The organism is Microbacterium sp. NPDC091382 (assembly GCF_044757025.1).
In the GTDB taxonomy this organism is placed as follows: domain Bacteria; phylum Actinomycetota; class Actinomycetes; order Actinomycetales; family Microbacteriaceae; genus Microbacterium.
This window is the reverse complement of the sequence record NZ_JBIVUD010000002.1, coordinates 59,964-81,989: the sequence shown is the minus strand read 5'-3', so window position 1 is coordinate 81,989 and position 22,026 is coordinate 59,964. Positions and strand designations below refer to the sequence as shown.

Annotated in this window: 16 protein-coding genes, 1 tRNA gene and 2 pseudogenes; 8 read left to right on the top strand and 11 right to left on the bottom strand. The window is 69.9% G+C overall.

Features of this window, described 5'->3' with window-relative positions; genetic code table 11:
* Positions 1–6: 6 nt before the first annotated feature.
* The 3 genes from mfd to ACIQLK_RS07785 all read right to left on the bottom strand — a co-directional run bounded on the left by mfd (position 7) and on the right by ACIQLK_RS07785 (position 5,111).
* A complete protein-coding gene (mfd, locus tag ACIQLK_RS07795; RefSeq protein ID WP_400363986.1) occupies positions 7–3,594 on the bottom strand; it encodes a transcription-repair coupling factor in 3,588 nt (1,195 codons plus the stop codon).
* Positions 3,595–3,827: 233 nt separating this feature from the next.
* Positions 3,828–4,412, bottom strand: a complete 585-nt coding sequence (gene pth, locus ACIQLK_RS07790; protein ID WP_400363985.1) for an aminoacyl-tRNA hydrolase — start codon at positions 4,410–4,412, stop codon at positions 3,828–3,830.
* 66 nt (positions 4,413–4,478) lie between these two features.
* Positions 4,479–5,111 carry a 50S ribosomal protein L25/general stress protein Ctc gene (locus ACIQLK_RS07785; protein WP_400363983.1) on the bottom strand — a complete coding sequence of 211 codons (633 nt, stop codon included), beginning with the start codon at positions 5,109–5,111 and terminating at the stop codon, positions 4,479–4,481.
* A 487-nt stretch (positions 5,112–5,598) separates the two neighbouring features.
* Here ACIQLK_RS07785 and gndA point away from each other — a divergent pair, with 487 nt between their 5' ends.
* The 4 genes from gndA to ACIQLK_RS07765 are packed head-to-tail and all read left to right on the top strand — an operon-like array spanning position 5,599 to position 9,909.
* The gene (gene gndA / locus ACIQLK_RS07780) at positions 5,599–7,188 is read left to right on the top strand and encodes an NADP-dependent phosphogluconate dehydrogenase (RefSeq protein WP_400363982.1); all 1,590 of its coding nucleotides are present in this window, start codon (positions 5,599–5,601) and stop codon (positions 7,186–7,188) included.
* A gap of 53 nt (positions 7,189–7,241) precedes the next feature.
* A complete protein-coding gene (locus ACIQLK_RS07775) occupies positions 7,242–7,667 on the top strand; it encodes a VanZ family protein (RefSeq protein WP_400363981.1) in 426 nt (141 codons plus the stop codon).
* A gap of 50 nt (positions 7,668–7,717) precedes the next feature.
* On the top strand, positions 7,718–8,443 hold the full coding sequence (locus ACIQLK_RS07770; protein WP_400363979.1) for a response regulator transcription factor: 726 nt from the start codon (positions 7,718–7,720) through the stop codon (positions 8,441–8,443).
* The gene (locus ACIQLK_RS07765; RefSeq protein ID WP_400363977.1) at positions 8,440–9,909 is read left to right on the top strand and encodes a sensor histidine kinase; all 1,470 of its coding nucleotides are present in this window, start codon (positions 8,440–8,442) and stop codon (positions 9,907–9,909) included. Before ACIQLK_RS07770 ends, ACIQLK_RS07765 begins: the two co-directional genes overlap by 4 nt.
* Positions 9,910–9,933: 24 nt before the next feature.
* Here the strand turns inward: ACIQLK_RS07765 and ACIQLK_RS07760 are convergent, their stop codons facing one another.
* The 6 genes from ACIQLK_RS07760 to ACIQLK_RS07735 all read right to left on the bottom strand — a co-directional run bounded on the left by ACIQLK_RS07760 (position 9,934) and on the right by ACIQLK_RS07735 (position 15,559).
* Positions 9,934–11,487 (bottom strand): FAD-dependent oxidoreductase, encoded by a 1,554-nt coding sequence (locus ACIQLK_RS07760; RefSeq protein ID WP_400363975.1) that lies wholly within the window; start codon positions 11,485–11,487, stop codon positions 9,934–9,936.
* On the bottom strand, positions 11,484–12,350 hold the full coding sequence (locus ACIQLK_RS07755; RefSeq protein WP_400363974.1) for an FAD:protein FMN transferase: 867 nt from the start codon (positions 12,348–12,350) through the stop codon (positions 11,484–11,486). Before ACIQLK_RS07755 ends, ACIQLK_RS07760 begins: the two co-directional genes overlap by 4 nt.
* A complete protein-coding gene (locus ACIQLK_RS07750; protein WP_400363972.1) occupies positions 12,347–12,823 on the bottom strand; it encodes an FMN-binding protein in 477 nt (158 codons plus the stop codon). The genes ACIQLK_RS07755 and ACIQLK_RS07750 overlap by 4 nt, the downstream gene beginning before the upstream one ends.
* A 181-nt stretch (positions 12,824–13,004) precedes the next feature.
* Positions 13,005–14,042, bottom strand: coding sequence for a ribose-phosphate diphosphokinase (locus ACIQLK_RS07745; protein ID WP_400363970.1), 1,038 nt, complete (start codon positions 14,040–14,042; stop codon positions 13,005–13,007).
* Entirely contained in the window at positions 14,014–15,486 is a 1,473-nt protein-coding gene (gene glmU, locus ACIQLK_RS07740; protein ID WP_400363968.1) for a bifunctional UDP-N-acetylglucosamine diphosphorylase/glucosamine-1-phosphate N-acetyltransferase GlmU, read from the bottom strand. The genes ACIQLK_RS07745 and glmU overlap by 29 nt, the downstream gene beginning before the upstream one ends.
* Before the next feature lies 1 nt (position 15,487).
* Positions 15,488–15,559: transfer RNA gene (locus ACIQLK_RS07735), tRNA-Gln, on the bottom strand.
* 81 nt (positions 15,560–15,640) lie between these two features.
* On the opposite strand from ACIQLK_RS07735, the gene ACIQLK_RS07730 reads away from it, so the two are divergent.
* Together ACIQLK_RS07730 and ACIQLK_RS07725 are read left to right on the top strand one after the other, a co-directional pair.
* On the top strand, positions 15,641–16,138 hold the full coding sequence (locus ACIQLK_RS07730) for a MarR family winged helix-turn-helix transcriptional regulator (protein ID WP_400363966.1): 498 nt from the start codon (positions 15,641–15,643) through the stop codon (positions 16,136–16,138).
* A 6-nt stretch (positions 16,139–16,144) separates the two neighbouring features.
* On the top strand, positions 16,145–17,065 hold the full coding sequence (locus ACIQLK_RS07725) for a pseudouridine synthase (RefSeq protein WP_400363964.1): 921 nt from the start codon (positions 16,145–16,147) through the stop codon (positions 17,063–17,065).
* On the opposite strand, the gene ACIQLK_RS07720 is transcribed toward ACIQLK_RS07725, so the two are convergent.
* Positions 17,066–18,874 (bottom strand): ABC-F family ATP-binding cassette domain-containing protein, encoded by a 1,809-nt coding sequence (locus ACIQLK_RS07720; RefSeq protein ID WP_400363962.1) that lies wholly within the window; start codon positions 18,872–18,874, stop codon positions 17,066–17,068.
* 37 nt (positions 18,875–18,911) lie between these two features.
* Here ACIQLK_RS07720 and ACIQLK_RS07715 point away from each other — a divergent pair.
* Both ACIQLK_RS07715 and ACIQLK_RS07710 read left to right on the top strand, forming a co-directional pair.
* Positions 18,912–19,283, top strand: a pseudogene (locus ACIQLK_RS07715) (MarR family winged helix-turn-helix transcriptional regulator); the annotation flags it as partial.
* A gap of 102 nt (positions 19,284–19,385) precedes the next feature.
* Positions 19,386–20,210, top strand: a pseudogene (locus ACIQLK_RS07710) (pseudouridine synthase).
* Here the strand turns inward: ACIQLK_RS07710 and ACIQLK_RS07705 are convergent.
* Complete coding sequence (locus tag ACIQLK_RS07705; protein WP_400363962.1) at positions 20,211–22,019, bottom strand: ABC-F family ATP-binding cassette domain-containing protein; 1,809 nt, start codon at positions 22,017–22,019, stop codon at positions 20,211–20,213. It abuts the pseudogene before it with no gap.
* Positions 22,020–22,026: the final 7 nt, after the last annotated feature.

Sequence of the window (22,026 nt, the reverse complement as noted above, 5' to 3'; positions counted from 1 at the left end):
CCCGCGTCAGGCCGCCGGGTCGCCGGTCGGCAGCGGGAAGATCTGGTCGAGCAGGGTGCTCGTCCAGGCGATCAGGTCCGCATCGCCCAGTGCCTCTCCCCCGGCGGTCGGCAACGGCACGACCATCGCCTCGCCACCCGAAACGACCTTCGCCTTCGGGTGCAGGCGCTGCAGGCGCACCCGGATCGAGTCGGGCAGGTGGGCCGGCGCTATCCGCAGGTTCGGCCCCATCGCGACGACGTCCGAGAGCCCCGACTGCGCGGCGCGGCGACGCAGGCGCGCGATCGCGATGAGTCCGTCGACCTCCGGCGGCGGTGTGCCGTACCGGTCGCGGAGCTCCTCGAGCACCAGGTCGATCGCGTCGGCCGACGCGGTGACGGATGCCGCGGCCGACAGCTTCTGGTAGGCCTCGAGGCGCAGCCGCTCGCTGTCGATGTACGACTCGGGGATCCGCGCCTGGACCGGCAGCTCAAGCCGCAGCTCGGTGGGTCCGTCGGTGTCCTCGCCGCGGAAGGTCGCGACCGCCTCGCCGATCATGCGGAGGTACAGGTCGAACCCGACTCCCGCGATGTGGCCGGCCTGTTCGGCGCCGAGCAGATTCCCGGCGCCACGGATCTCTAGGTCCTTGAGCGCGACCTGCATGCCGGACCCGAGGTCGTTGTTGACGGCGATCGTCTCGAGGCGGTCGGCGGCGGTCTCGCTCAACGGCTTGTTCTCGTCGTAGAGGAAGTACGCGTACGCGCGCTCACGCGCACGGCCCACGCGACCGCGCAGCTGGTGGAGCTGCGAGAGCCCGTACTTGTCGGCGCGGTCGATGATCATCGTGTTCGCGTTCGCGATGTCGAGGCCGGTCTCGATGATCGTCGTCGAGACGAGGACGTCGGCGCGACGCTCCCAGAAGTCGTCGACGACCTGCTCGAGGGCGTGCTCGCCCATCTGACCGTGGGCGACGGCGATGCGTGCTTCGGGCACGAGCTCGGCGAGCTGGGCGGCCACGCGCTGGATGGACGAGACCCGGTTGTGCACGAAGAACACCTGTCCTTCGCGCAGCAGCTCGCGACGGATCGCCGCGGCGATCTGCTTGTCGCTGCGGGGACCGACGTAGGTGAGGATGGGATGCCGCTCCTCGGGTGGCGTCGCGAGCGTCGACATCTCGCGGATGCCGGTCACGGCCATCTCGAGCGTGCGCGGGATCGGGGTCGCACTCATGGCGAGGATGTCGACGTTCGTCTTCAACTTCTTCAGCGCATCCTTGTGCTCGACGCCGAAGCGCTGCTCCTCGTCGATGATCATCAGGCCGAGGTCCTTGAACACGACCTTCTCGGTGAGGATGCGATGGGTGCCGATCACCATGTCGATGGTGCCGTCGGCGAGCCCGGCGAGCGTGTCCTTCGCCTCCTTCGCGGTCTGGAACCGCGACAGCGGCCTCACCTTCACGGGGAAGCCGGCGAAACGCTCCGAGAACGTCTCGAGGTGCTGCTTGGCGAGCAGCGTGGTCGGGACGAGCATCGCGACCTGCTTGCCCTCCTGGATCGCCTTGAACGCGGCACGGACGGCGACCTCGGTCTTGCCGAAGCCGACGTCGCCGGAGAGCAGTCGGTCCATCGGGATCGGCTTCTCCATGTCCGCCTTGATCTCGTCGATCGTCTGCAGCTGATCGGGTGTCTCGGCGAACGGGAACGCCTCTTCGAGCTCGCGCTGCCAGGGCGTGTCGGGACCGAAGGCGTACCCCTTCGATGACATGCGCGCCGAGTAGAGCTTGACGAGCTCCACCGCGATGTCGCGGACGGCCTTGCGGGCCTTGCCCTTGGCGGCAGCCCAGTCGGATCCGCCCATCTTCGACAGCTGCGGGGCCTCGCCGCCGACGTACCGCGAGAGCAGGTCCAGCTGATCGGTGGGGACATACAGCTTGTCGCCGGGATGACCGCGTTTGGACGGCGCGTATTCGAGGACGAGGTACTCGCGCTTGCTCTTGACGGCGTTCCGACCGCCTGAGGACACCTCGCGCTGCACGAGCTCGACGAATCTGCCGATGCCGTGCGTGGAATGGACGACGTGGTCGCCCGGCGTCAGCTGCAAAGGGTCGACGACGTTGCGTCGGCGCGACGCGAGCTTCTTCACGACCCGGTTGTCGCCGCCGATCGTCCGACCGTAGAAGTCGCTCTCGGTGAAGACCGCGAGCTTCGCGTCGGCGAAGAGGAACCCGGCCTCGAGCGTCGCGACGGTTGCGACGGCGATCCCCGCATCGGGGACCTCGGTGATCGCGTCGGCGGTCCGGGCCGCGAGTCCCCGCTCCGACAGGACGTCGCGGGACCGATCGACGAGTCCCGGGCCCGAGGCGGCGACGACGACGCGCCAGCCGGCGCCGAGGAGGTTGCCGATGTGCTCGCTCGCCCCCTCGACGTTGCCTTGGAAGGACGGCACCGCCGTGGCCGGGATGCGGACCGCGGCATCCGTCCGGTCGACGAGGCCCTCCTCGGCCGCGTCGGCCGCACCGGAGTCGAATGTGCTGAGACTCCACCACACTCCCCCACGAGCGGATGCCGCCTCGCGCAGCTCGGGCAGGGTCAGGAAGTCCCCCGCGCCGAGGTCGACGGGGCTGTCCGCACCTGCCGTCGCGGCGCTCCACGCCGCCTCGAGGAACTCGCGGTTGGTCTCGGCGAGCGTCATTGCCCGCGTGACGGCGCGCTCGGGGTCGACGACGGCCACTGCCGCGCCCTCGGGCAGGTAGTCCACGAGCGGCAGCACCGCGTCGGCGACGGCGGGCAGGAGCGACTCCATGCCCTCGACGGGGATACCCTCGCTCATCTTCTCGAGCATGGCGCCGAGCCCCGGCATCCGGTCCCGAAGGCCGGCCGCGCGCTCGCGGACGGCGTCGGTGAGCAGGAGCTCGCGGCTCGGAAGCAGAGTCACCTCTCGCACATCGCCCGGCAGCGAGCGCTGGTCGGCGACCGAGAAGGCACGGATCTGGTCGATCTCGTCGCCGAAGAAATCGACGCGGTAGGGATGGTCGGCGACGGGCGGGAAGACGTCGAGGATGCCTCCGCGCACCGCGAACTCGCCGCGGCGCGAGACCATGTCGACCCGGTGGTAGGCGAGGTCGACGAGGCGGTGCACGACGTCGTCGAGTGCCTGTCCGCGCGAGCCGAGCTCGAGCCGGACGACACCGGCATCCGTCAGTCCCGCCGCGATCGGCTGCAGGGCGCCGCGCACGGATGCCGTGACCACGAGAGGCGTGCGACCGTCCCAGTCCGCCGCCTCGCGGAGGACGCTCAGACGTCGACCGACGGTCTCGGCGCTGGGACTGAGGCGCTCGTGGGGCAGGGTCTCCCAGGCGGGCAGGTGTCGCACCGCCGCATCCGGCAGGAGGCACTGCAGCGCGGCCCCGATGCTCTCGGCACGGCGACCCGTGGGCGCAACGAGGAGCAGCACGGGAGGCCGACCCGACGCCGCGCGCCGTTCGAGAAGAGCGGCGAGGAGCGGGGCGTCGAGGCCCGTCACCGCCGAGAAGTCGACATCCGAGGCGGCGCCGTCGAGGGCCTCCCGGAAGCTGTCAGCCTGTTCGAGGGCGCGCACGATCCCGGGAATTGTCACCGGGGAAGTCTACGCGGCGCGTCGGACATCGGGTCCGTCCCGATGCGCGAGGCCGAGGTGCGGGTCTGCGGTGTCTCGGATTCGGAGGGATCCGTCGGAATCGGACTGCGGAGCGGGGTGTGATCCGCATCCGGTGACGATCTCCGAATCCAGAACGGGCGTGGGCACGAGGCATGCTCGGATGTCCGCCGCCACGGTCGGTGTGTCGCGGATCAGATGATCACCGACGCACGTCACGCACGCGGCGCGTGGTGACGCTGCTGCGCCGCGAGGAGACCCTCCTCGACCAACTGCTCGACGGCATCGGCCGCGTCGCCGATCATGACCGGAAGCGTCTGCCGTTCCGCGGAGCCGAACGGGTCGAGGACCCAATCCGCCGGGTCCTGACGTCCGGGCGGCCGGCCGATACCGACGCGGACGCGCGGGAAGTCCGCGGTCCCCAGCGCCTTCGCGACGTCGCGGACGCCGTTGTGGCCGCCGTGGCCGCCGCCGATCTTCAGCTTGAGCGAGTCGAAGGGGATGTCGAGCTCGTCGTGCACCACCACCACCCGCTCGGGCGGTATGGAATAGAACGATGCGAGCCCGGCGACGGGACCGCCCGATACGTTCATGAACGAGTTGGGCTTGGCGAGCACGATCTTCGCGCCGCCGGGTCGCAGCCAGGACTCCGCGACCCGCGCGCCGGCCTTGTGCGAGCGCAGAGACTCGGACCGCCGCCGCGCGAGCTCGTCGATCACCATCTGCCCCACGTTGTGGCGGGTCGCCTCGTAGCGGGAACCCGGGTTGCCCAGTCCCACGATCAGCCAGGTGTCGGCCATGAACGATCCTTTCGACGACGAAGCCCGTCGCAGCGACAGCGGCGACGGGCTTCGATCGGAGTGGTCTTACTCGGCGGATTCCTCGGCGGGAGCCTCGTCGGACTCGGCAGCTTCGGCGCCCTCCTCGGACTCCTCCGCCTCGTCCTCGACGGGGGCCGGCGGCAGTGCCACGGCGATGACCAGCGTCTCGGGGTCGGTCACCAGAACCGCACCACGGGGCAGCGTGAGCTCGCCGGCGGTGATGTGCGAACCGTCTTCGAGACCCTCGACCGAGACCTCGACGTTCTGCGGGATGTGCGTGGCCTCGACCTCGAGCGTGACGGTCGTGTACTCGAGCGTTGCGATCGTGCCGGAGAACGGCTCACCCACGACGGAGACGGGGACGTCGACCTGGATCTTCTCGCCCTTCTTGACGACGAGGAGGTCGATGTGCTCGATGATCTGGTGCACGGGGTCCTTCTGGACGTCCTTCACCAGCGTCAGCTGCTGCGTGCCGTCGATCTCGAGCTCGAGCAGCGCGTTGGCGCGGCGGATGAGCAGCGAGACCTGGTGACCGGGCAGCGCGACGTGCACGGGGTCCGTGCCGTGCCCGTAGATGACGGCGGGGATCTTGCCGGCCGCGCGCAGACGGCGGGCGAAGCCCTTGCCGAACTGCTCGCGCAGCTCGGCGACGACCTTGGTGTCGGTCTCTGTCGACATGAGTGTTCTCCTTGCGGGCCTTCGCGGCCCAGTCCATCGGGGCCGGTACGGCCTCGTCTGTGATCGGGGCCGAAGCGGCCTCGACGTGGTCTGTGGTTCGACTCGAACGCGTGCGCGTGAGGAAAGCCGCGAAGCCTGCTCACCGCGTCGATCACGGATGCGGTGCATCCCTCGCCGAAGTTCGGACCGAGTCTATCAGCGCGATGGATACGATGGAACGTCAGTCCCGCCACGCCCGAAAGACGGAGGAACCCATGGACTACGGATGGATGTCGCACGCACTGCTCTGGTTCGTCGGAGCTCTGACCACTGCGACCGCCGTCTGCGTCGTCGGCGCGTTCTTCTCCCTCGGGCGCAGCTACAAGGACTGACGCCGTCACATCAGACCGTCCTCTCCGGGCCAGCCGATACAGTGACCGGGGAGGGCAACGCCGGGTTCCGGCATCCCACCCCCTCGCTCACACCTCACGCAGACCTGGAGCCACGCATGTCGTCGTCCCCCTCTTCCACCGGACATTCCAACGACCAGGATCAGGCTCCGCACGAAGCCACGCAGCAGCACGAGGGGGCCCCGCAGCCCGAAGAGGTGGACCGTCCCACCCACCCCGAATCCGCGTCCACCGGTTCCGACTCCGGTTCGGCCAACATCGGTGTCGTAGGCCTCGCGGTCATGGGGTCGAACCTCGCCCGCAACCTCGCCTCGCGTGAAGGCAACACGGTCGCCGTGTTCAACCGCTCGCGCTCGAAGACCGACGAGCTGATCGAGGCGCACCCCGAGGCCGAATTCGTCCCCGCCTTCACCTACGAGGAGTTCGCCGCGTCGCTGCAGAAGCCGCGCACCGCGATCATCATGGTCAAGGCCGGCAAGCCGACGGATGCCGTCATCGACGAGCTCATGCGCGTGTTCGAGCCCGGCGACATCATCATCGACGGCGGCAACAGCCTCTTCACCGACACGATCCGCCGCGAGAAGGCCGTCTCGGAGGCGGGCTACAACTTCGTCGGCATGGGCGTCTCGGGCGGCGAGGAGGGCGCGCTCAACGGCCCGTCCCTCATGCCCGGCGGCCCCGACGAGGCCTGGGTCACCCTCGGCCCGATCCTGAAGTCGATCGCCGCGGTCGCCGAGGGCGAGCCGTGCGTCACCCACATCGGCCACGACGGCGCCGGACACTTCGTGAAGATGGTCCACAACGGCATCGAGTACGCCGACATGCAGCTCATCGCCGAGGCCTACGACCTCATCCGGCGCGGCACCGGCAAGACCCCCGCCGAGATCGCCGACGTCTTCGAGGAGTGGAACCGCGGCGAGCTCGAGTCCTACCTGATCGAGATCACCGCCGAGGTGCTCCGGCAGACGGATGCCGCCACCGCCAAGCCCCTCGTGGACGTCATCGTCGATCAGGCCGGCGCCAAGGGCACCGGCGCGTGGACGGTGCAGACCGCGCTCGACCTGGGCGTGCCCGTCTCCGGCATCGCCGAGGCGACCTTCGCCCGCTCGCTCTCCAGCCACCGCGAGCAGCGCGACGTCGCGGGCGAGCTCCCCGGCCCGTCCTCGGAGGACTTCACCGTCCCGGACGCCGATGCCTTCATCGAGCAGGTCCGCCTCGCGCTGTACGCCTCGAAGATCGTCGCCTACAGCCAGGGCTTCGACGAGATCCGCGCCGGCGCCGCCCAGTACGACTGGAACATCGACCTCGGAGCGGTCAGCAAGATCTGGCGCGGCGGCTGCATCATCCGCGCCCAGTTCCTCAACCGCATCGCGGACGCGTACGACGAGCAGGCAGACCTCCCCGTGCTGCTGACCGCGCCCTATTTCGTCGAGGCCCTCGGCCGGACGCAGGATGCCTGGCGTGAGATCGTCCGCGTGTCGGCGGCCGCCGGCATCCCGGCGCCCGCCTTCAGCTCGTCGCTGGCGTACTACGACGGACTGCGGGCCGATCGCCTGCCGGCCGCGCTCATCCAGGGTCAGCGCGATTTCTTCGGCGCGCACACCTACAAGCGGATCGACAAGGACGGCACGTTCCACACGCTGTGGTCCGGCAACCGCAGCGAGATCGAGGCCGAGGACACCCACTGAGTCGGGCCGACGCGCGGCTGCGCGTCCACCGCGCCGCCGCGCGCATCGTGCTCGTGATCCTCACCGCGCTCTACGCGTGGATGGTGGGATGGCTCACGTTGCGCGCTGCGCCGTACGGGTCGGACATCGGCTCCGCGCTGAACCGGCTGCTGGCGTGGTTCGCTGAACGACCCTCCACCGCGTGGATCACCTTCGACCGCGTCGAGTTCGGCGCGAACGTGGCGATGTTCGTCCCACTCGGGGTCATCGCGGTCCTGTGGTTCGGCGTGCGCGGCTGGTGGGCGGCGCCGGTACTCGGCGCCGCCGCGAGCGCGGCGATCGAGATCCTCCAGGCGGTCTTCATCGACACCCGCGTCGCCGACCTGCGCGACGTCGTCGCCAACACGCTCGGGTCCGTCATCGGGATGTGCCTCATGCTCCTGCTCGCGTTCCTGCTCTCTCCCCCGCACCCACGGCGTCATCTCCAATCCGAAGCGTGACCGAAGGCGGGCCATAGCGCGCTCATAGGAACGTCATGAGAATGGACACCATGACGATGCCTGCCCCCCTCCTCCAGCGCCCCGACGGCTCCCCGCTGCGCGTCCTCGTCGTCGACGACGAGCAGATGCTGACCGATCTCCTCTCGATGGCGCTCCGCATGGAGGGATGGGAGGTCCGCACTGCGGGATCCGGCTTCGACGCGCTGAACGTCGCGCGAGAATTCGCCCCCGACGCCATGGTGCTCGACATCATGATGCCGGACCTCGACGGCATGGCCGTTCTCCAGCGTCTGCGCCAGGCGGGAGACGACGTCCCCGTCCTGTTCCTCACCGCGAAGGACTCGGTGAGCGACCGTGTCGCGGGCCTCACCGCCGGCGGCGACGACTACGTGACGAAACCTTTCAGCCTCGAAGAAGTCGTGGCACGCCTGCGCGGCCTGATGCGTCGGGCCGGGGCATCCACCGACACGGCCGACCCCATTCTCCGCGTGGGGGACCTGACGCTCAACGAGGACTCCCACGAGGTCTTCCGCGGCGACGACGAGATCGAACTGACCGCGACGGAGTTCGAACTGCTGCGCTACCTGATGCGGAACCAGCGTCGCGTGCTCTCCAAGGCGCAGATCCTCGACCGGGTCTGGAACTACGACTTCGGCGGACGCTCGAGCGTCGTGGAACTCTACATCTCCTACCTCCGCAAGAAGATCGACGCAGGCAAGGAACCCCTCATCCACACCGTCCGCGGCGTCGGCTACATGATCAAAGCGAGCCAGTGATCACGAGACCCCGACGCCGGCGACACCGCTGGAGCCTCCAGGCGCGGCTCATCACCGCCGTCGTCTCGTTCGTCTCGGTGATCCTCATCACGGTCGGCCTCGGGACGGGAACCGTTCTCGAGTCGATCCTGCGCGAGAACCTCGACGCGAAGGTCACCCGGACGCAGGACTCGATCATCGTGGATCTCAACAACCGCGCGCAGGACATCCTCAGCCGCAGCCGGCAGGAACGGGGCACGGTCCTCGTCGTGAGGAACTTCGGTGGGGTCACCGCGGCCTACGTCGACGACGACGGTGATGTCCGCTCGCTCGACGTCAGTCGAATCGTGCTCGGGCCGTCGGATCAGGACGGGTGGGCGGACGCGACCGTGACCGGCCTCGGCGACTACCGCATCCACGAGGAGCCGGGGCCTTACACGACCGTCACGGGCCTGCCGACGTCGGAGGTGACGAGCGTCAGCGCGCGCATCGTCACGACCGTCGCCCTGCTGACGACGGGCGGCCTCCTCGTCCTCGCCGCGATCATCGCGCTCCTGATCCGTCGCGCCCTCGCGCCGCTGCGATCCGTCGCCGCGACGGCATCCCGTGTCGCCTCGCTCCCCCTCTCGGAGGGCGCCGTCACGATCACCGAGCGCGTCCCCGACGAGGACACCGACGCCCACACCGAGGTCGGGCAGGTGGGTCACGCCCTCAACACCCTTCTGGACCACGTCGAGACATCGTTGGCCGCACGCCAGCGCAACGAGGACCGGATGCGCGCTTTCGTCGCCGATGCGAGTCACGAGCTGCGGACCCCGCTCGCCTCGATCCGGGGGTACTCCGAGCTGTCCCTGCGCGGCATCCGTCAGGCGGAATCGTCCGACCGGATCGCTGCCGGGGTCATCGCCGACACGACGAAGGAGTCCTTGGAGCGGATCCAGGCGCAGTCGCTGCGCATGACGGCTCTCGTCGAGGACCTGCTGCTGCTGGCTCGTCTCGACGAGGGCACGGAGCTCGTCTACAGCGCCGTCGACCTCACCCGTCTCGCCGTCGAGGCGGTCTCGGACGCCCGTGTCGCGGGCACCGACCACGAGTGGGTCCTCGAGGTCGAGGACGCCCCGGTGATCGTCGCCGGCGACGCGGGTCGATTGCACCAGGTCGCTGCCAACCTCCTGGCCAATGCCCGCCTGCACACCCCGGCGGGGACCCGTGTCACCACGACGGTCGAGACGCGGGACGGCGAGGCCGTCCTGCGCATCCACGACGAGGGACCCGGCATCGACCCGTCCGTCGTCGACGAACTGTTCGAGCGGTTCAGCCGCGCAGACTCGTCGCGTGCGCGCCAGACCGGCGGTACGGGACTCGGTCTGTCGATCGCCCAGGCGATCGTCACCGGGCACGGGGGACGCATCGACGTCGCCTCCGAGCCGGGTTCGACGACCTTCGAGGTGTGTCTGCCGGCTCGCCCCGACTCACCCACCGCGTGACGCGGCCGAGGTCCGGGTGGCGGCTCAGTACCCGCTGAAGGCATCCGTCGTGATCGACTTCGCTCGGCTCAGCGCGGGCGTCAGCGAGGCGATGAGCGCCGGCGGACCGGAGACGAACGCGTGGCGACGGTCGATGTCGGGCACGTGGCGCACGAGACTCTCGGCATCGAGCCGGCTGCCGCCGCCCCACGTCCACCCGTCGGGGAGGTCCGCAGGCTCGTCACGGGTGATGACGATCACCGGGATACCGGCGGCTTCGAGATCGTCGCGGAAGGCGAGCTCGTCACTCGCCGATGCCACGTAGACGAACACGACGTCGCGGCGCTCCTCGGTCATCCGCAGGTGCCGCAGGTGCGAGACGAAAGGCGTCACGCCGATACCGGCGGCGACCATGAGGACGGGGGCCTCCGTGTTGCGAGGGAGGACGAAGTCACCCCAGATCCCGGTGATGGCCAATTCGTCCCCCGGCTCCACCGTGGCGATCGCCTTCTTGTAGCTGGACTGGGACCCTTCGCGCATCGCGATCCGCACGAGCGGCAATTCCGCCGGCGAGGAGAGGATGCTGAACTCCCGTCGCGTGCCGCGCGAGTCGGGTCGCGCATGCGGCACCTCGAGCTCGAGGTACTGCCCCGGCGTGAATCTCACCGGCCGCTCCGCGCGGAAGCTGTATTCGCGCACGCTGGGTGTCACCGCGGTGCGCTCGACGATCGTGAGCCGGACCGAGGTACGGAGTGCGAAGACGAATGCGACGAGGTTGCCGATCAGGAGCGCCCGCTCCTGACCGAGGGTGATGTCTCCCACGGCGAGCGGCCAGCCCGCCAGGACGCCGACGACGGCCGCGACCGTGAACTGCTGCCACCGCCGCGGCGGGAGCGTGAGCGGCTCCGACAGCATGAACGCACCGAGGAAGAGGAACGGCGACGAGAGGACGAGGCTCGAGAACGTCATCCCGGGATCGAGCGCGAACCCCGCGGCCTGCGCCTGCACCACCGTGCGCACCAGTCCCACCGCGACCGCGACGACGAAGAACAGCCCCACGACGCGCACCTTCTCGGTGCGGATGAGAACGGCGAGCCCCAGCAGCAGCACGGGGACGGTCATCGCGGGAGAACCGACCCACCAGGCCGAGAATCCGAGATCGGGTGCCCAGATGCTGATGATCGTGAGAGCACTCGCGCCCACCGCCGCAGGGTTGAAGATGTGCCGGCCCTGCCAGGCGAGCACGTACTTCGACGCCGAGGCGATCGCACCCGCGAGAGCAAGGCCGAGGAGCGCCATCGGCTCGAGACCCGGCCGCAGGACGAACACCAGGATGAGGGCGGTGATGAGCGCCGATTCGATGCGCCAGGGTCTGCGCACGATGCGCTGGGCGACGGCATCCACCACCACGATCGACGCGGCGAGGACAGCGAGCGACACGAGGAGGTCGAGAGGGGCGACGGAGACGGCGCCGGCGAAGGCGAGCACGACCGCGACGACCGCGAGCAGCGACAGGGCCAGCAAGACCAGCCGGTACATCGAGAACCGGCCGAGCGCACCGACGAGGCGCGTCCACGCGGCACTGAGAGACGAGATCACGAGAACAACTCCGCTTCGCATCGGGGGGACCATTCGACGGAGCCGTCGGTGCCCATCCGCACCCATCCGGCTCCCCAGTCGGCGGCGAGTCGAGGACCGCCGTCGAAGAACAACGCGGTGGCGACTGCGTCCGCTGTCATCGCGTCGGAGGCCGCGGCCCAGGTGGCCGCGTATCGACGCACCGGCTGCCCGGTGCGCGCGTCGAGCACGTGATGCAGGCCGTCGCCCCACGCCCGCCGGTTGATCGCCGACGCGCAGAGCGCGGCATCCGTCACCGACCAGACACCGATCGCGCGCGACGCATCGTACGGATGCTCGAGCGCGATCCGCTGGGTCGCGCCGCGAACGGCGATGTCGCCGCCCGCGTCGACGACCGCCGGACCGACCGGGACGAGATCGAGCACCACGTCCGCCAGGCGCCCCTTGCCGAGCGCACCCACGTCCACGACGGCGGGCTCGGCCAGCGACAGAGTGTCCGCCGACCACGTGATCAGCTCCCGCCAGTGGCGGGGGGCCGATACCGCACCGCGGTCGATCAGGGAGTAGTCGGCGTCGTACCCGCGCCGCGCGAGGGCCTCTCCGACCAGGGGGTTCACGGCGCCGGCAGTGGCGGCGTCGAGGGCGTCGTAGGCATCGAGCATGGCGACGGTATCGGCGGGAGCCGGAACCTCGCCGCCCGCCTCGCCCAGCCGGCTCACCAGTGAATCCACGCGGAAGCGCGACCATTCCGAGTCGAAGCGGGCGATGGCGCCCGTGATCTGCTCACGGACGCCATCGTCGAGGGGCGAGGCGGCATCGATCCGCCACACCGTTCCGATCGCCTCGAACGTCCACGAATGGACGAGGGGGGCGATCGCGGTCATGAGGAGGCTTCGGTCCGGATCTCCTTGACCGCGGCGTTGAAGCCACCGCTGGTGAGGGAGGAGCCGCCGACCTTGTCGACCGACAGGTCGTCGAGCTTCTTCCCGACCACCTCGTCCTTGATGCCGCCGATGAAGTCGGCCTGGTACTGGCGCGTCTCTCGAGCCTGCGGGTCACCGGTCACCTGGACGTCGGTGACGGTGCTGTCCTGGAGGGTCAGGGTGACCGTGATCTTCTCGACCGTCTCGGGGGTCTGGTAGCTGCCGTCGGCCGTGTACGTGCCGTCCTTGTAGCTGCCCGTGCCCGAGCCGCTGCCGGCATCGGCCGATGCCGGCGGATTCTGCGACGAGGTCCCCGCGTCGGAAGAGTCCGCGGTGGTCTGGCCGGCGCAGCCCGCGAGCAGGGCGAGACCTGCGATGGACGCGGCGGCGGCGCCGACGCGGATCGGCCGGGGTACGGCGGTGGTGCGGATCATGTGTGGTCCTCCTCGTGTCGTGCCCGCCCGCTCTGTCGTGCAGGGCGTTCACGTCAAGAGAAGCCAGTCCTCACATGCCGTTGCTTGCAGGGACCTATGCATCACCTGAAGACGGAGCCCGCCCGATGGACGCGAGGCTAACGGGCCCGCGTGCGGCCTGTCCAGCGATGACCGCAGAGCCTCAGGCGGCGCCGTCGAACATGCTCGTGACGGACCCGTCCTCGAACACCTCGCGGATGGCACGTGCCAGAAGCGGGGCGATCGGCAGGATCGTGAGACTCTCGAACCGCTTCTCGTCGGGCAGGGGCACCGTGTCGGTGACGACGACCTCGTCGATCGAGGGGTCCTGGAGACGCTCGGTGGCCGGGTCGCTGAAGATCGCGTGCGTCGCGGCGACGATGACGCGCTCGGCGCCGTTGGCCTTCAACGCCTGAGCAGCCTTGACGATCGTGCCGCCCGTGTCGATCATGTCGTCGACCAGGAGGCAGACGCGTCCGTCGACCTGACCGACGATCTCGTTCACCGTGACCTGGTTCGCGACGTTCGGGTCGCGGCGCTTGTGGATGATCGCCAGCGGAGCGCCCAGACTGTCGGACCAGGTGTCGGCGACCCGCACGCGGCCGGTGTCGGGAGAGACGACGGTGAGCTTGGCGCGGTCCTCGGCCGACAGCGTGTTCTCGAAGTGCTCGAGGAGGACGGGCTTGGCGAACAGGTGGTCGACGGGCCCGTCGAAGAAGCCCTGGATCTGGGCGGCGTGCAAGTCGACGCTCATCACCCGGTCGGCACCGGCCGTCTTGAAGAGGTCAGCGACCAGCCGAGCGCTGATGGGCTCTCGCCCCCGTCCCTTCTTGTCCTGCCGCGAATACGGGAAGTACGGCGCGACCACGGTGATCCGCTTCGCAGATGCGCGCTTCGCGGCATCCAGCATGATGAGCGTCTCCATCAGCCACTCGTTGACCGGCGGGCCGAAGCTCTGGATGAGGAAGAAGTCGCATCCGCGGATCGAGACCTCGAAGCGGGTGAGGATCTCCCCCGAAGCGAAGGTGCGGTGCTCCGTGGGCACCAGCTGGGTGCCGAGGGCCGCGGCGACCTCAGCCGAGAGCTCCTCGTGCGAGCGGCCCGACGCGACGACGAGACGCTTCTTGGTCTTGGCTACCAGGCCGGGCGCGATCCCGCGCTCCGAGTCGAGGTCAACCGTGTGCTGCTTCTTGCGACCCATCGCCAGCTTCCTGTGCGGACCGGACGCGAGCGGCGGCTTCTGCCGCTCCCGTTCCCGGTCGATTCTTCTCGACCCACCCGACGGTGTTCCGTTGGGGGGCGATGCTGAGGGCGAGGGCGCCGGCCGGAACATCCTTGCGGACGACGGCTCCTGCACCCGTCTTCGCGCCCTCACCGATCCTAACGGGCGCGACGAAGACGTTGTGCGAGCCCGTGTGGACCTCGTCGGCGATCTCGGTCCGGTGCTTCGTGATGTCGTCGTAGTTGGCGGTGATCGCACCGGCACCGAGGTTGACGTTGCGACCGATCGTGGTGTCGCCGATGTACGACAGGTGCGGGACCTTGCTGCCCTCGCCGATCGTGGAGTTCTTGATCTCGACGAACGTTCCGACCTTGCCCCGGTCCCCCACCTCGGCGCCCGCGCGCAGGTAGGCGAACGGGCCGACGGTCGCGCCCGCGCCGATCACGGCGAGGGTCGCATCGGTGCGGGTCACGGTGGCGCCCTCGCCCACTTCGCAGTCCACGAGGCTCGTGTCCGGACCGACGGTCGCGCCCGCGGAGATCTTCGTCGCGCGCAGGATGTGGGTGCCCGGCAGCAGGGTGACATCGGGCGCGAGGGTCGCCGTCACGTCGATCCACGTGGTGGCCGGGTCGATCACGGTGACGCCCTCGAGCTGCCAGCGCCGGACCGTCCGGGCGTTCAGCAGCCGCCCGACCTCGGACAGCTGCACGCGGTCGTTGACGCCGTACGTGACGGTCACGTCCTTGGCGATGGATGCCGCGACCCGCCCGTCGGTCTGTCGCAGCAACGCGACGATGTCGGTGAGGTACTTCTCACGCTGCGCGTTGTCGGTCCCGACCCGCGGCAGGTGAGTGCGCAGAGCGGAGGCCGCGAAGACGTACATGCCGGCGTTCACCTCGGCGACGGCGGCCTCCTCGGGCGAGGCATCCTTCTGCTCGACGATGCGGGCGACGCTGCCGTCGCTCTCGCGGATGATCCGGCCGTAGCCGGTCGGGTCGTCGAGCACGGCGGTCATGAGGGTCGCCTCGGCCTGCGCGGCACGATGCTCCGAGACGAAGGCGTGCAGCGTGTCGAAATCGGCCAACGGGCAGTCGCCGCTCAGCACGAGGACGTCGCCCTCGAATCCACTGAGCGCGTCGAGGGCGACCTCGACGGCGCGACCGGTGCCGGGGATCTCGTCCTGATCGACGACGACGACCTCGGGCGCGACGCCGAGGACGGCGTCGGCGACCTGATCGCGCTCGTGGCGCACGACCACGACGACGTGCGCGGGAGCGAGGTCACGAGCGGTGTCGAGCACGTGCCCGAGAAGGGGGCGTCCGCCGATGCGGTGCAGCACCTTCGGAAGGGACGACTTCATCCGCGTACCTTGGCCTGCGGCGAGGATGACGACGGCGAGACGCGAATCGAGGTTGTTGGTCATGCTCCGCCGCCAGGACTCGAACCTAGACCTCACAGCTCCAAAGGCTGTCGTGCTGCCATTACACCACGGCGGACCGCAGCCGTCCGGGGTCCGGCGGCCGCCCGACAAGTCTGCCATGCGGGCGCCCCTCACCTCGCTCTGCGATGATGAGGGCATGGCCCCCGAACACGACGAGGTCGACCGGATCGTGAGCGCGTGGATCGCGCAGCGGCCGGATCTCGACTTCTCCCCCCTCGAGGTCCTCTCCCGTGTCGACCGCCTCTCGCGGCATCTCGACCGCGCGCGACGCGACGCGTTCCACCGCAGCGATCTCGAGCCCTGGGAGTGGGACGTGCTCTCCGCGCTCCGCCGCGCCGGCGAGCCCTACACGCTCAGTCCCAAGCAGCTTCTGCAGCAGACCCTCGTCTCGAGCGGCACGATGACGAACCGCATCGACCGTCTGGTCGAGCGCGGTCTCGTGGTGCGCGCCGCCGATCCGGGCGACGGACGGGGCGTCCTCGTGACTCTCATCGAAGAGGGCCGCAACCGAGTGGATGCCGCGATCACGCGGCTCGTGGACGCCGAGGCCGAACTGCTCGCCCAGCTCTCGCGGGCCGACCGCGAGCGCCTCGCGGGTCTGCTGCGCAAACTCAGCCTCGGCTTCGACGGCTGACCCGCGATGGCGATGCGCGCTCCGCTCCCCGTCCGCGACGGGGTGGGTCCCACCCGATTGCGGGTGCCTCGGACGGGCCCGTGGGACACGATCGCCGACTACGTGACGGGACGGTTCTCCCACATCGATCCCGAGATCCTCCTGAGCCGCTTCGACCGCGGCGAGGTCGTGGCCTTCGACGGCGGCATCGTCACACGCACGACACCGCTCGGAGCGGAGGACTTCATCTGGTACTACCGGGAGCCGCCCGAGGAGCCCGACATCCCGTACGAGGTGGTCGTCCGCCACCACGACGAAGACCTCCTCGTCGTCGACAAACCGCACTTCCTGCCGACGACGCCCGGCGGGGGCTTCCTGAAGAACTCCGCTCTCGTCCGGCTGCGGCAGGAGTTCGACAATCCGCACCTGACCCCCATCCACCGGCTCGACCGGGCGACCGCCGGACTGGTCATGTTCTCCGTCCGCCCCGCGTCCCGGGGTGCGTACCAGAGCCTGTTCGCCGATCGCGCGGTGCGGAAGGTCTACGAAGCGGTCACGGTGGTCCCGGCCGAGGGGATGCCGGAGCTCCCCCGCGTCGTCCGTTCGCACCTCACGAGCACCCGAGGCAGCCTGCGCGCCGTCGTGCACGAGGACCGCGAGCCCAATGCCGAGACGCTCGTCGAGGCGATCCGCATCGGACCGTCGACGGCGCACCTGCGCCTGCACCCGCGGACGGGTCGCATGCATCAGCTGCGCGCGCACCTCGCCGGGATCGGCCTCGGCATCCTCGGCGACCGCTTCTACCCGGACCTTCTCGACGAAGCCCCGGACGACCCCGAGCGACCTCTTCAACTGCTCGCCCGGGAGCTGCGCTTCGTCGACCCGCTGAGCGGCGCGCCGCGGGAGTTCACGACCGGGCTGACGCTCCGCGAGGCGGCGCGCGTCTGATCAGCCCAGCTGCTCGGTCAGCTCGAACCAGCGCTCCTCGGCCTCGCCGACCTCGGCCTCCATCGCGGTGATCCGCTGCATCTTCTCCCCGAGACCGACGTAGTCGCCCTGGTCGTGGTCGGCGAGGGCCGCTCTGGCCTTCTCGATCTGGTCGGTGAGCTTCGCGATGCGGCGCTCGAGGCTCGTGACCTCCTTCTCGGCCGTGCGGCGCTCGGCTCCGGAGAGAACGGATGCCGACGGTCCCGCGGCATCCGTCGTCACTGCCGTCGGGCTCGCCGCTCCCGTCGCCTGCGGCTGCGCGGCCCGCAGGCGCAGGTATTCTTCGATCCCGCCGGGGAGGTGTCGCAGGCGTCCGCCGAGAACCGCGTACTGCTGGTCGGTGACCCGCTCCATGAAGTAGCGATCGTGCGACACGACGATGAGGGTGCCCGCCCAGGAGTCGAGGAGGTCCTCGATCGCGGCGAGCATGTCCGTGTCGAGGTCGTTCGTGGGCTCGTCGAGGATGAGCACGTTCGGCTGGTCGAGGAGGATGAGCAGCAGCTGCAGTCGCCGCTTCTGACCACCCGAGAGGTCCTTGACCGGCGTGGAGAGCTGCGCGGACGCGAAGCCCATCCGTTCGAGGAGCTGCCCCGGGGTGAGCTCCTGCGCCTTCGATCCCGCCCCGAACGTGTACGTCGTCCGGAGCCGGGACACGACGACCCGCACGGGGTCGTCGAGGTGCGGGTCGAGCTCGTCCATGCGCTGCGTGAGGGTGGCGACCTTCACGGTCTTGCCGTGCTTCACACGGCCGCTCGTGGGTTGGACGGTGCCGGAGACGAGGCCGAGGAGCGTCGACTTGCCGGCGCCGTTGACACCGAGGATGCCGGTGCGCTCCCCCGGCGCGATGCGCCACTCGACATCGCGCAGGATCTCACGGCCGTCGTACGCGACGCCGGCGTCGAGCAGGTCCACGACGTCCTTGCCCAGGCGGGCGACGGCGAGGGATTGGAGGGAGACCCGGTCGCGGATCTCGGGGACGTCGGCGATGAGCTCGTTCGCGGCGTCGATGCGGAACTTGGGCTTACTGGTGCGTGCAGGGGCACCGCGGCGGAGCCAGGCGAGCTCCTTGCGGGCGAGGTTCTGCCTGCGTGCCTCGATGGAGGCCGCCTGACGGTCGCGCTCCACGCGCTGCAGGATGTATGCCGCGTAGCCCCCGTCGAAGGGCTCGACGATGCGGTCGTGGACCTCCCACGTCTTCGTGCAGACCTCGTCGAGGAACCATCGGTCGTGGGTGACGACCATGAGCGCGCCCGACGACGCCGACCAGCGTCGCTTGAGGTGCTCGGCGAGCCAGGCGATGCCCTCGACGTCGAGGTGGTTGGTGGGCTCGTCGAGGGCCAGCACATCCCAGTCCCCGGTCAGGAGCTGCGCCAGCGCGACACGGCGGCGCTGCCCGCCGGAGAGCGTGCCGATGGCGGCGTCCCAGTCGAGGTCTGAGAGGAGGCCCGCGATGACGTCGCGCACCTTCGCATCGCCGGCCCACTCGTGCGCGGGACCGTCGCCCACGACGGCGCGCCCCACGGTGAGGTCGTCGGGGAGGACGTCGCTCTGCTCGAGGACGCCGATCGTCACACCGCCGCGGACGGTGACGCGACCGGAGTCGGGTTCGCGCCGGCCGGCGAGCATGGCCATGAGGCTCGACTTGCCGTCGCCGTTGCGGCCGACGATGCCGATGCGGTCGCCCTCGTCGACACCGAGCGAGACGCCGTCGAAGACGACTTTGGTCGGGTATTCCAGGTGCAGGGACTCGGCCCCGAGAAGATGTGCCATCGCCTCCAGGCTACGCGGCGTCGCCTGACCGGTCGGCGCGCGCCGCGACGCGTTCCACCGCAGCGATCTCGAGCCCTGGGAGTGGGACGTGCTCTCCGCGCTCCGCCGCGCCGGCGAGCCCTACACGCTCAGTCCCAAGCAGCTTCTGCAGCAGACCCTCGTCTCGAGCGGCACGATGACGAACCGCATCGACCGTCTGGTCGAGCGCGGTCTCGTGGTGCGCGCCGCCGATCCGGGCGACGGACGGGGCGTCCTCGTGACTCTCATCGAAGAGGGCCGCAACCGAGTGGATGCCGCGATCACGCGGCTCGTGGACGCCGAGGCCGAACTGCTCGCCCAGCTCTCGCGGGCCGACCGCGAGCGCCTCGCGGGTCTGCTGCGCAAACTCAGCCTCGGCTTCGACGGCTGACCCGCGATGGCGATGCGCGCTCCGCTCCCCGTCCGCGACGGGGTGGGTCCCACCCGATTGCGGGTGCCTCGGACGGGCCCGTGGGACACGATCGCCGACTACGTGACGGGACGGTTCTCCCACATCGATCCCGAGATCCTCCTGAGCCGCTTCGACCGCGGCGAGGTCGTGGCCTTCGACGGCGGCATCGTCACACGCACGACACCGCTCGTAGCGTAGGACTTCCTCTGGTACGACCGGGATCCGCCCGAGTAGCCCGACATCCCGTACGAGGTGGTCGTCCGCCACCACGACGAAGACCTCCTCGTCGTCGACAAACCGCACTTCCTGCCGACGACGCCCGGCGGGGGCTTCCTGAAGAACTCCGCTCTCGTCCGGCTGCGGCAGGAGTTCGACAATCCGCACCTGACCCCCATCCACCGGCTCGACCGGGCGACCGCCGGACTGGTCATGTTCTCCGTCCGCCCCGCGTCCCGGGGTGCGTACCAGAGCCTGTTCGCCGATCGCGCGGTGCGGAAGGTCTACGAAGCGGTCACGGTGGTCCCGGCCGAGGGGATGCCGGAGCTCCCCCGCGTCGTCCGTTCGCACCTCACGAGCACCCGAGGCAGCCTGCGCGCCGTCGTGCACGAGGACCGCGAGCCCAATGCCGAGACGCTCGTCGAGGCGATCCGCATCGGACCGTCGACGGCGCACCTGCGCCTGCACCCGCGGACGGGTCGCATGCATCAGCTGCGCGCGCACCTCGCCGGGATCGGCCTCGGCATCCTCGGCGACCGCTTCTACCCGGACCTTCTCGACGAAGCCCCGGACGACCCCGAGCGACCTCTTCAACTGCTCGCCCGGGAGCTGCGCTTCGTCGACCCGCTGAGCGGCGCGCCGCGGGAGTTCACGACCGGGCTGACGCTCCGCGAGGCGGCGCGCGTCTGATCAGCCCAGCTGCTCGGTCAGCTCGAACCAGCGCTCCTCGGCCTCGCCGACCTCGGCCTCCATCGCGGTGATCCGCTGCATCTTCTCCCCGAGACCGACGTAGTCGCCCTGGTCGTGGTCGGCGAGGGCCGCTCTGGCCTTCTCGATCTGGTCGGTGAGCTTCGCGATGCGGCGCTCGAGGCTCGTGACCTCCTTCTCGGCCGTGCGGCGCTCGGCTCCGGAGAGAACGGATGCCGACGGTCCCGCGGCATCCGTCGTCACTGCCGTCGGGCTCGCCGCTCCCGTCGCCTGCGGCTGCGCGGCCCGCAGGCGCAGGTATTCTTCGATCCCGCCGGGGAGGTGTCGCAGGCGTCCGCCGAGAACCGCGTACTGCTGGTCGGTGACCCGCTCCATGAAGTAGCGATCGTGCGACACGACGATGAGGGTGCCCGCCCAGGAGTCGAGGAGGTCCTCGATCGCGGCGAGCATGTCCGTGTCGAGGTCGTTCGTGGGCTCGTCGAGGATGAGCACGTTCGGCTGGTCGAGGAGGATGAGCAGCAGCTGCAGTCGCCGCTTCTGACCACCCGAGAGGTCCTTGACCGGCGTGGAGAGCTGCGCGGACGCGAAGCCCATCCGTTCGAGGAGCTGCCCCGGGGTGAGCTCCTGCGCCTTCGATCCCGCCCCGAACGTGTACGTCGTCCGGAGCCGGGACACGACGACCCGCACGGGGTCGTCGAGGTGCGGGTCGAGCTCGTCCATGCGCTGCGTGAGGGTGGCGACCTTCACGGTCTTGCCGTGCTTCACACGGCCGCTCGTGGGTTGGACGGTGCCGGAGACGAGGCCGAGGAGCGTCGACTTGCCGGCGCCGTTGACACCGAGGATGCCGGTGCGCTCCCCCGGCGCGATGCGCCACTCGACATCGCGCAGGATCTCACGGCCGTCGTACGCGACGCCGGCGTCGAGCAGGTCCACGACGTCCTTGCCCAGGCGGGCGACGGCGAGGGATTGGAGGGAGACCCGGTCGCGGATCTCGGGGACGTCGGCGATGAGCTCGTTCGCGGCGTCGATGCGGAACTTGGGCTTACTGGTGCGTGCAGGGGCACCGCGGCGGAGCCAGGCGAGCTCCTTGCGGGCGAGGTTCTGCCTGCGTGCCTCGATGGAGGCCGCCTGACGGTCGCGCTCCACGCGCTGCAGGATGTATGCCGCGTAGCCCCCGTCGAAGGGCTCGACGATGCGGTCGTGGACCTCCCACGTCTTCGTGCAGACCTCGTCGAGGAACCATCGGTCGTGGGTGACGACCATGAGCGCGCCCGACGACGCCGACCAGCGTCGCTTGAGGTGCTCGGCGAGCCAGGCGATGCCCTCGACGTCGAGGTGGTTGGTGGGCTCGTCGAGGGCCAGCACATCCCAGTCCCCGGTCAGGAGCTGCGCCAGCGCGACACGGCGGCGCTGCCCGCCGGAGAGCGTGCCGATGGCGGCGTCCCAGTCGAGGTCTGAGAGGAGGCCCGCGATGACGTCGCGCACCTTCGCATCGCCGGCCCACTCGTGCGCGGGACCGTCGCCCACGACGGCGCGCCCCACGGTGAGGTCGTCGGGGAGGACGTCGCTCTGCTCGAGGACGCCGATCGTCACACCGCCGCGGACGGTGACGCGACCGGAGTCGGGTTCGCGCCGGCCGGCGAGCATGGCCATGAGGCTCGACTTGCCGTCGCCGTTGCGGCCGACGATGCCGATGCGGTCGCCCTCGTCGACACCGAGCGAGACGCCGTCGAAGACGACTTTGGTCGGGTATTCCAGGTGCAGGGACTCGGCCCCGAGAAGATGTGCCATCGCCTCC

Bases quoted from the DNA above. Each gene is read 5' to 3' on its own strand.
- pth (WP_400363985.1), bottom strand. From the start codon at position 4,412: ATGGCCGACACCTGGCTGATCGTGGGACTGGGCAACCCGGGTTCCCGC.
- ACIQLK_RS07785 (WP_400363983.1), bottom strand. From the start codon at position 5,111: ATGTCGACAGAGACCGACACCAAGGTCGTCGCCGAGCTGCGCGAGCAG.
- gndA (WP_400363982.1), top strand. From the start codon at position 5,599: ATGTCGTCGTCCCCCTCTTCCACCGGACATTCCAACGACCAGGATCAG.
- ACIQLK_RS07770 (WP_400363979.1), top strand. From the start codon at position 7,718: ATGACGATGCCTGCCCCCCTCCTCCAGCGCCCCGACGGCTCCCCGCTG.
- ACIQLK_RS07755 (WP_400363974.1), bottom strand. From the start codon at position 12,350: ATGACCGCGATCGCCCCCCTCGTCCATTCGTGGACGTTCGAGGCGATC.
- ACIQLK_RS07750 (WP_400363972.1), bottom strand. From the start codon at position 12,823: ATGATCCGCACCACCGCCGTACCCCGGCCGATCCGCGTCGGCGCCGCC.
- ACIQLK_RS07745 (WP_400363970.1), bottom strand. From the start codon at position 14,042: ATGGGTCGCAAGAAGCAGCACACGGTTGACCTCGACTCGGAGCGCGGG.
- glmU (WP_400363968.1), bottom strand. From the start codon at position 15,486: ATGACCAACAACCTCGATTCGCGTCTCGCCGTCGTCATCCTCGCCGCA.
- ACIQLK_RS07730 (WP_400363966.1), top strand. From the start codon at position 15,641: ATGGCCCCCGAACACGACGAGGTCGACCGGATCGTGAGCGCGTGGATC.
- ACIQLK_RS07725 (WP_400363964.1), top strand. From the start codon at position 16,145: ATGGCGATGCGCGCTCCGCTCCCCGTCCGCGACGGGGTGGGTCCCACC.
- ACIQLK_RS07720 (WP_400363962.1), bottom strand. From the start codon at position 18,874: ATGGCACATCTTCTCGGGGCCGAGTCCCTGCACCTGGAATACCCGACC.
- ACIQLK_RS07705 (WP_400363962.1), bottom strand. From the start codon at position 22,019: ATGGCACATCTTCTCGGGGCCGAGTCCCTGCACCTGGAATACCCGACC.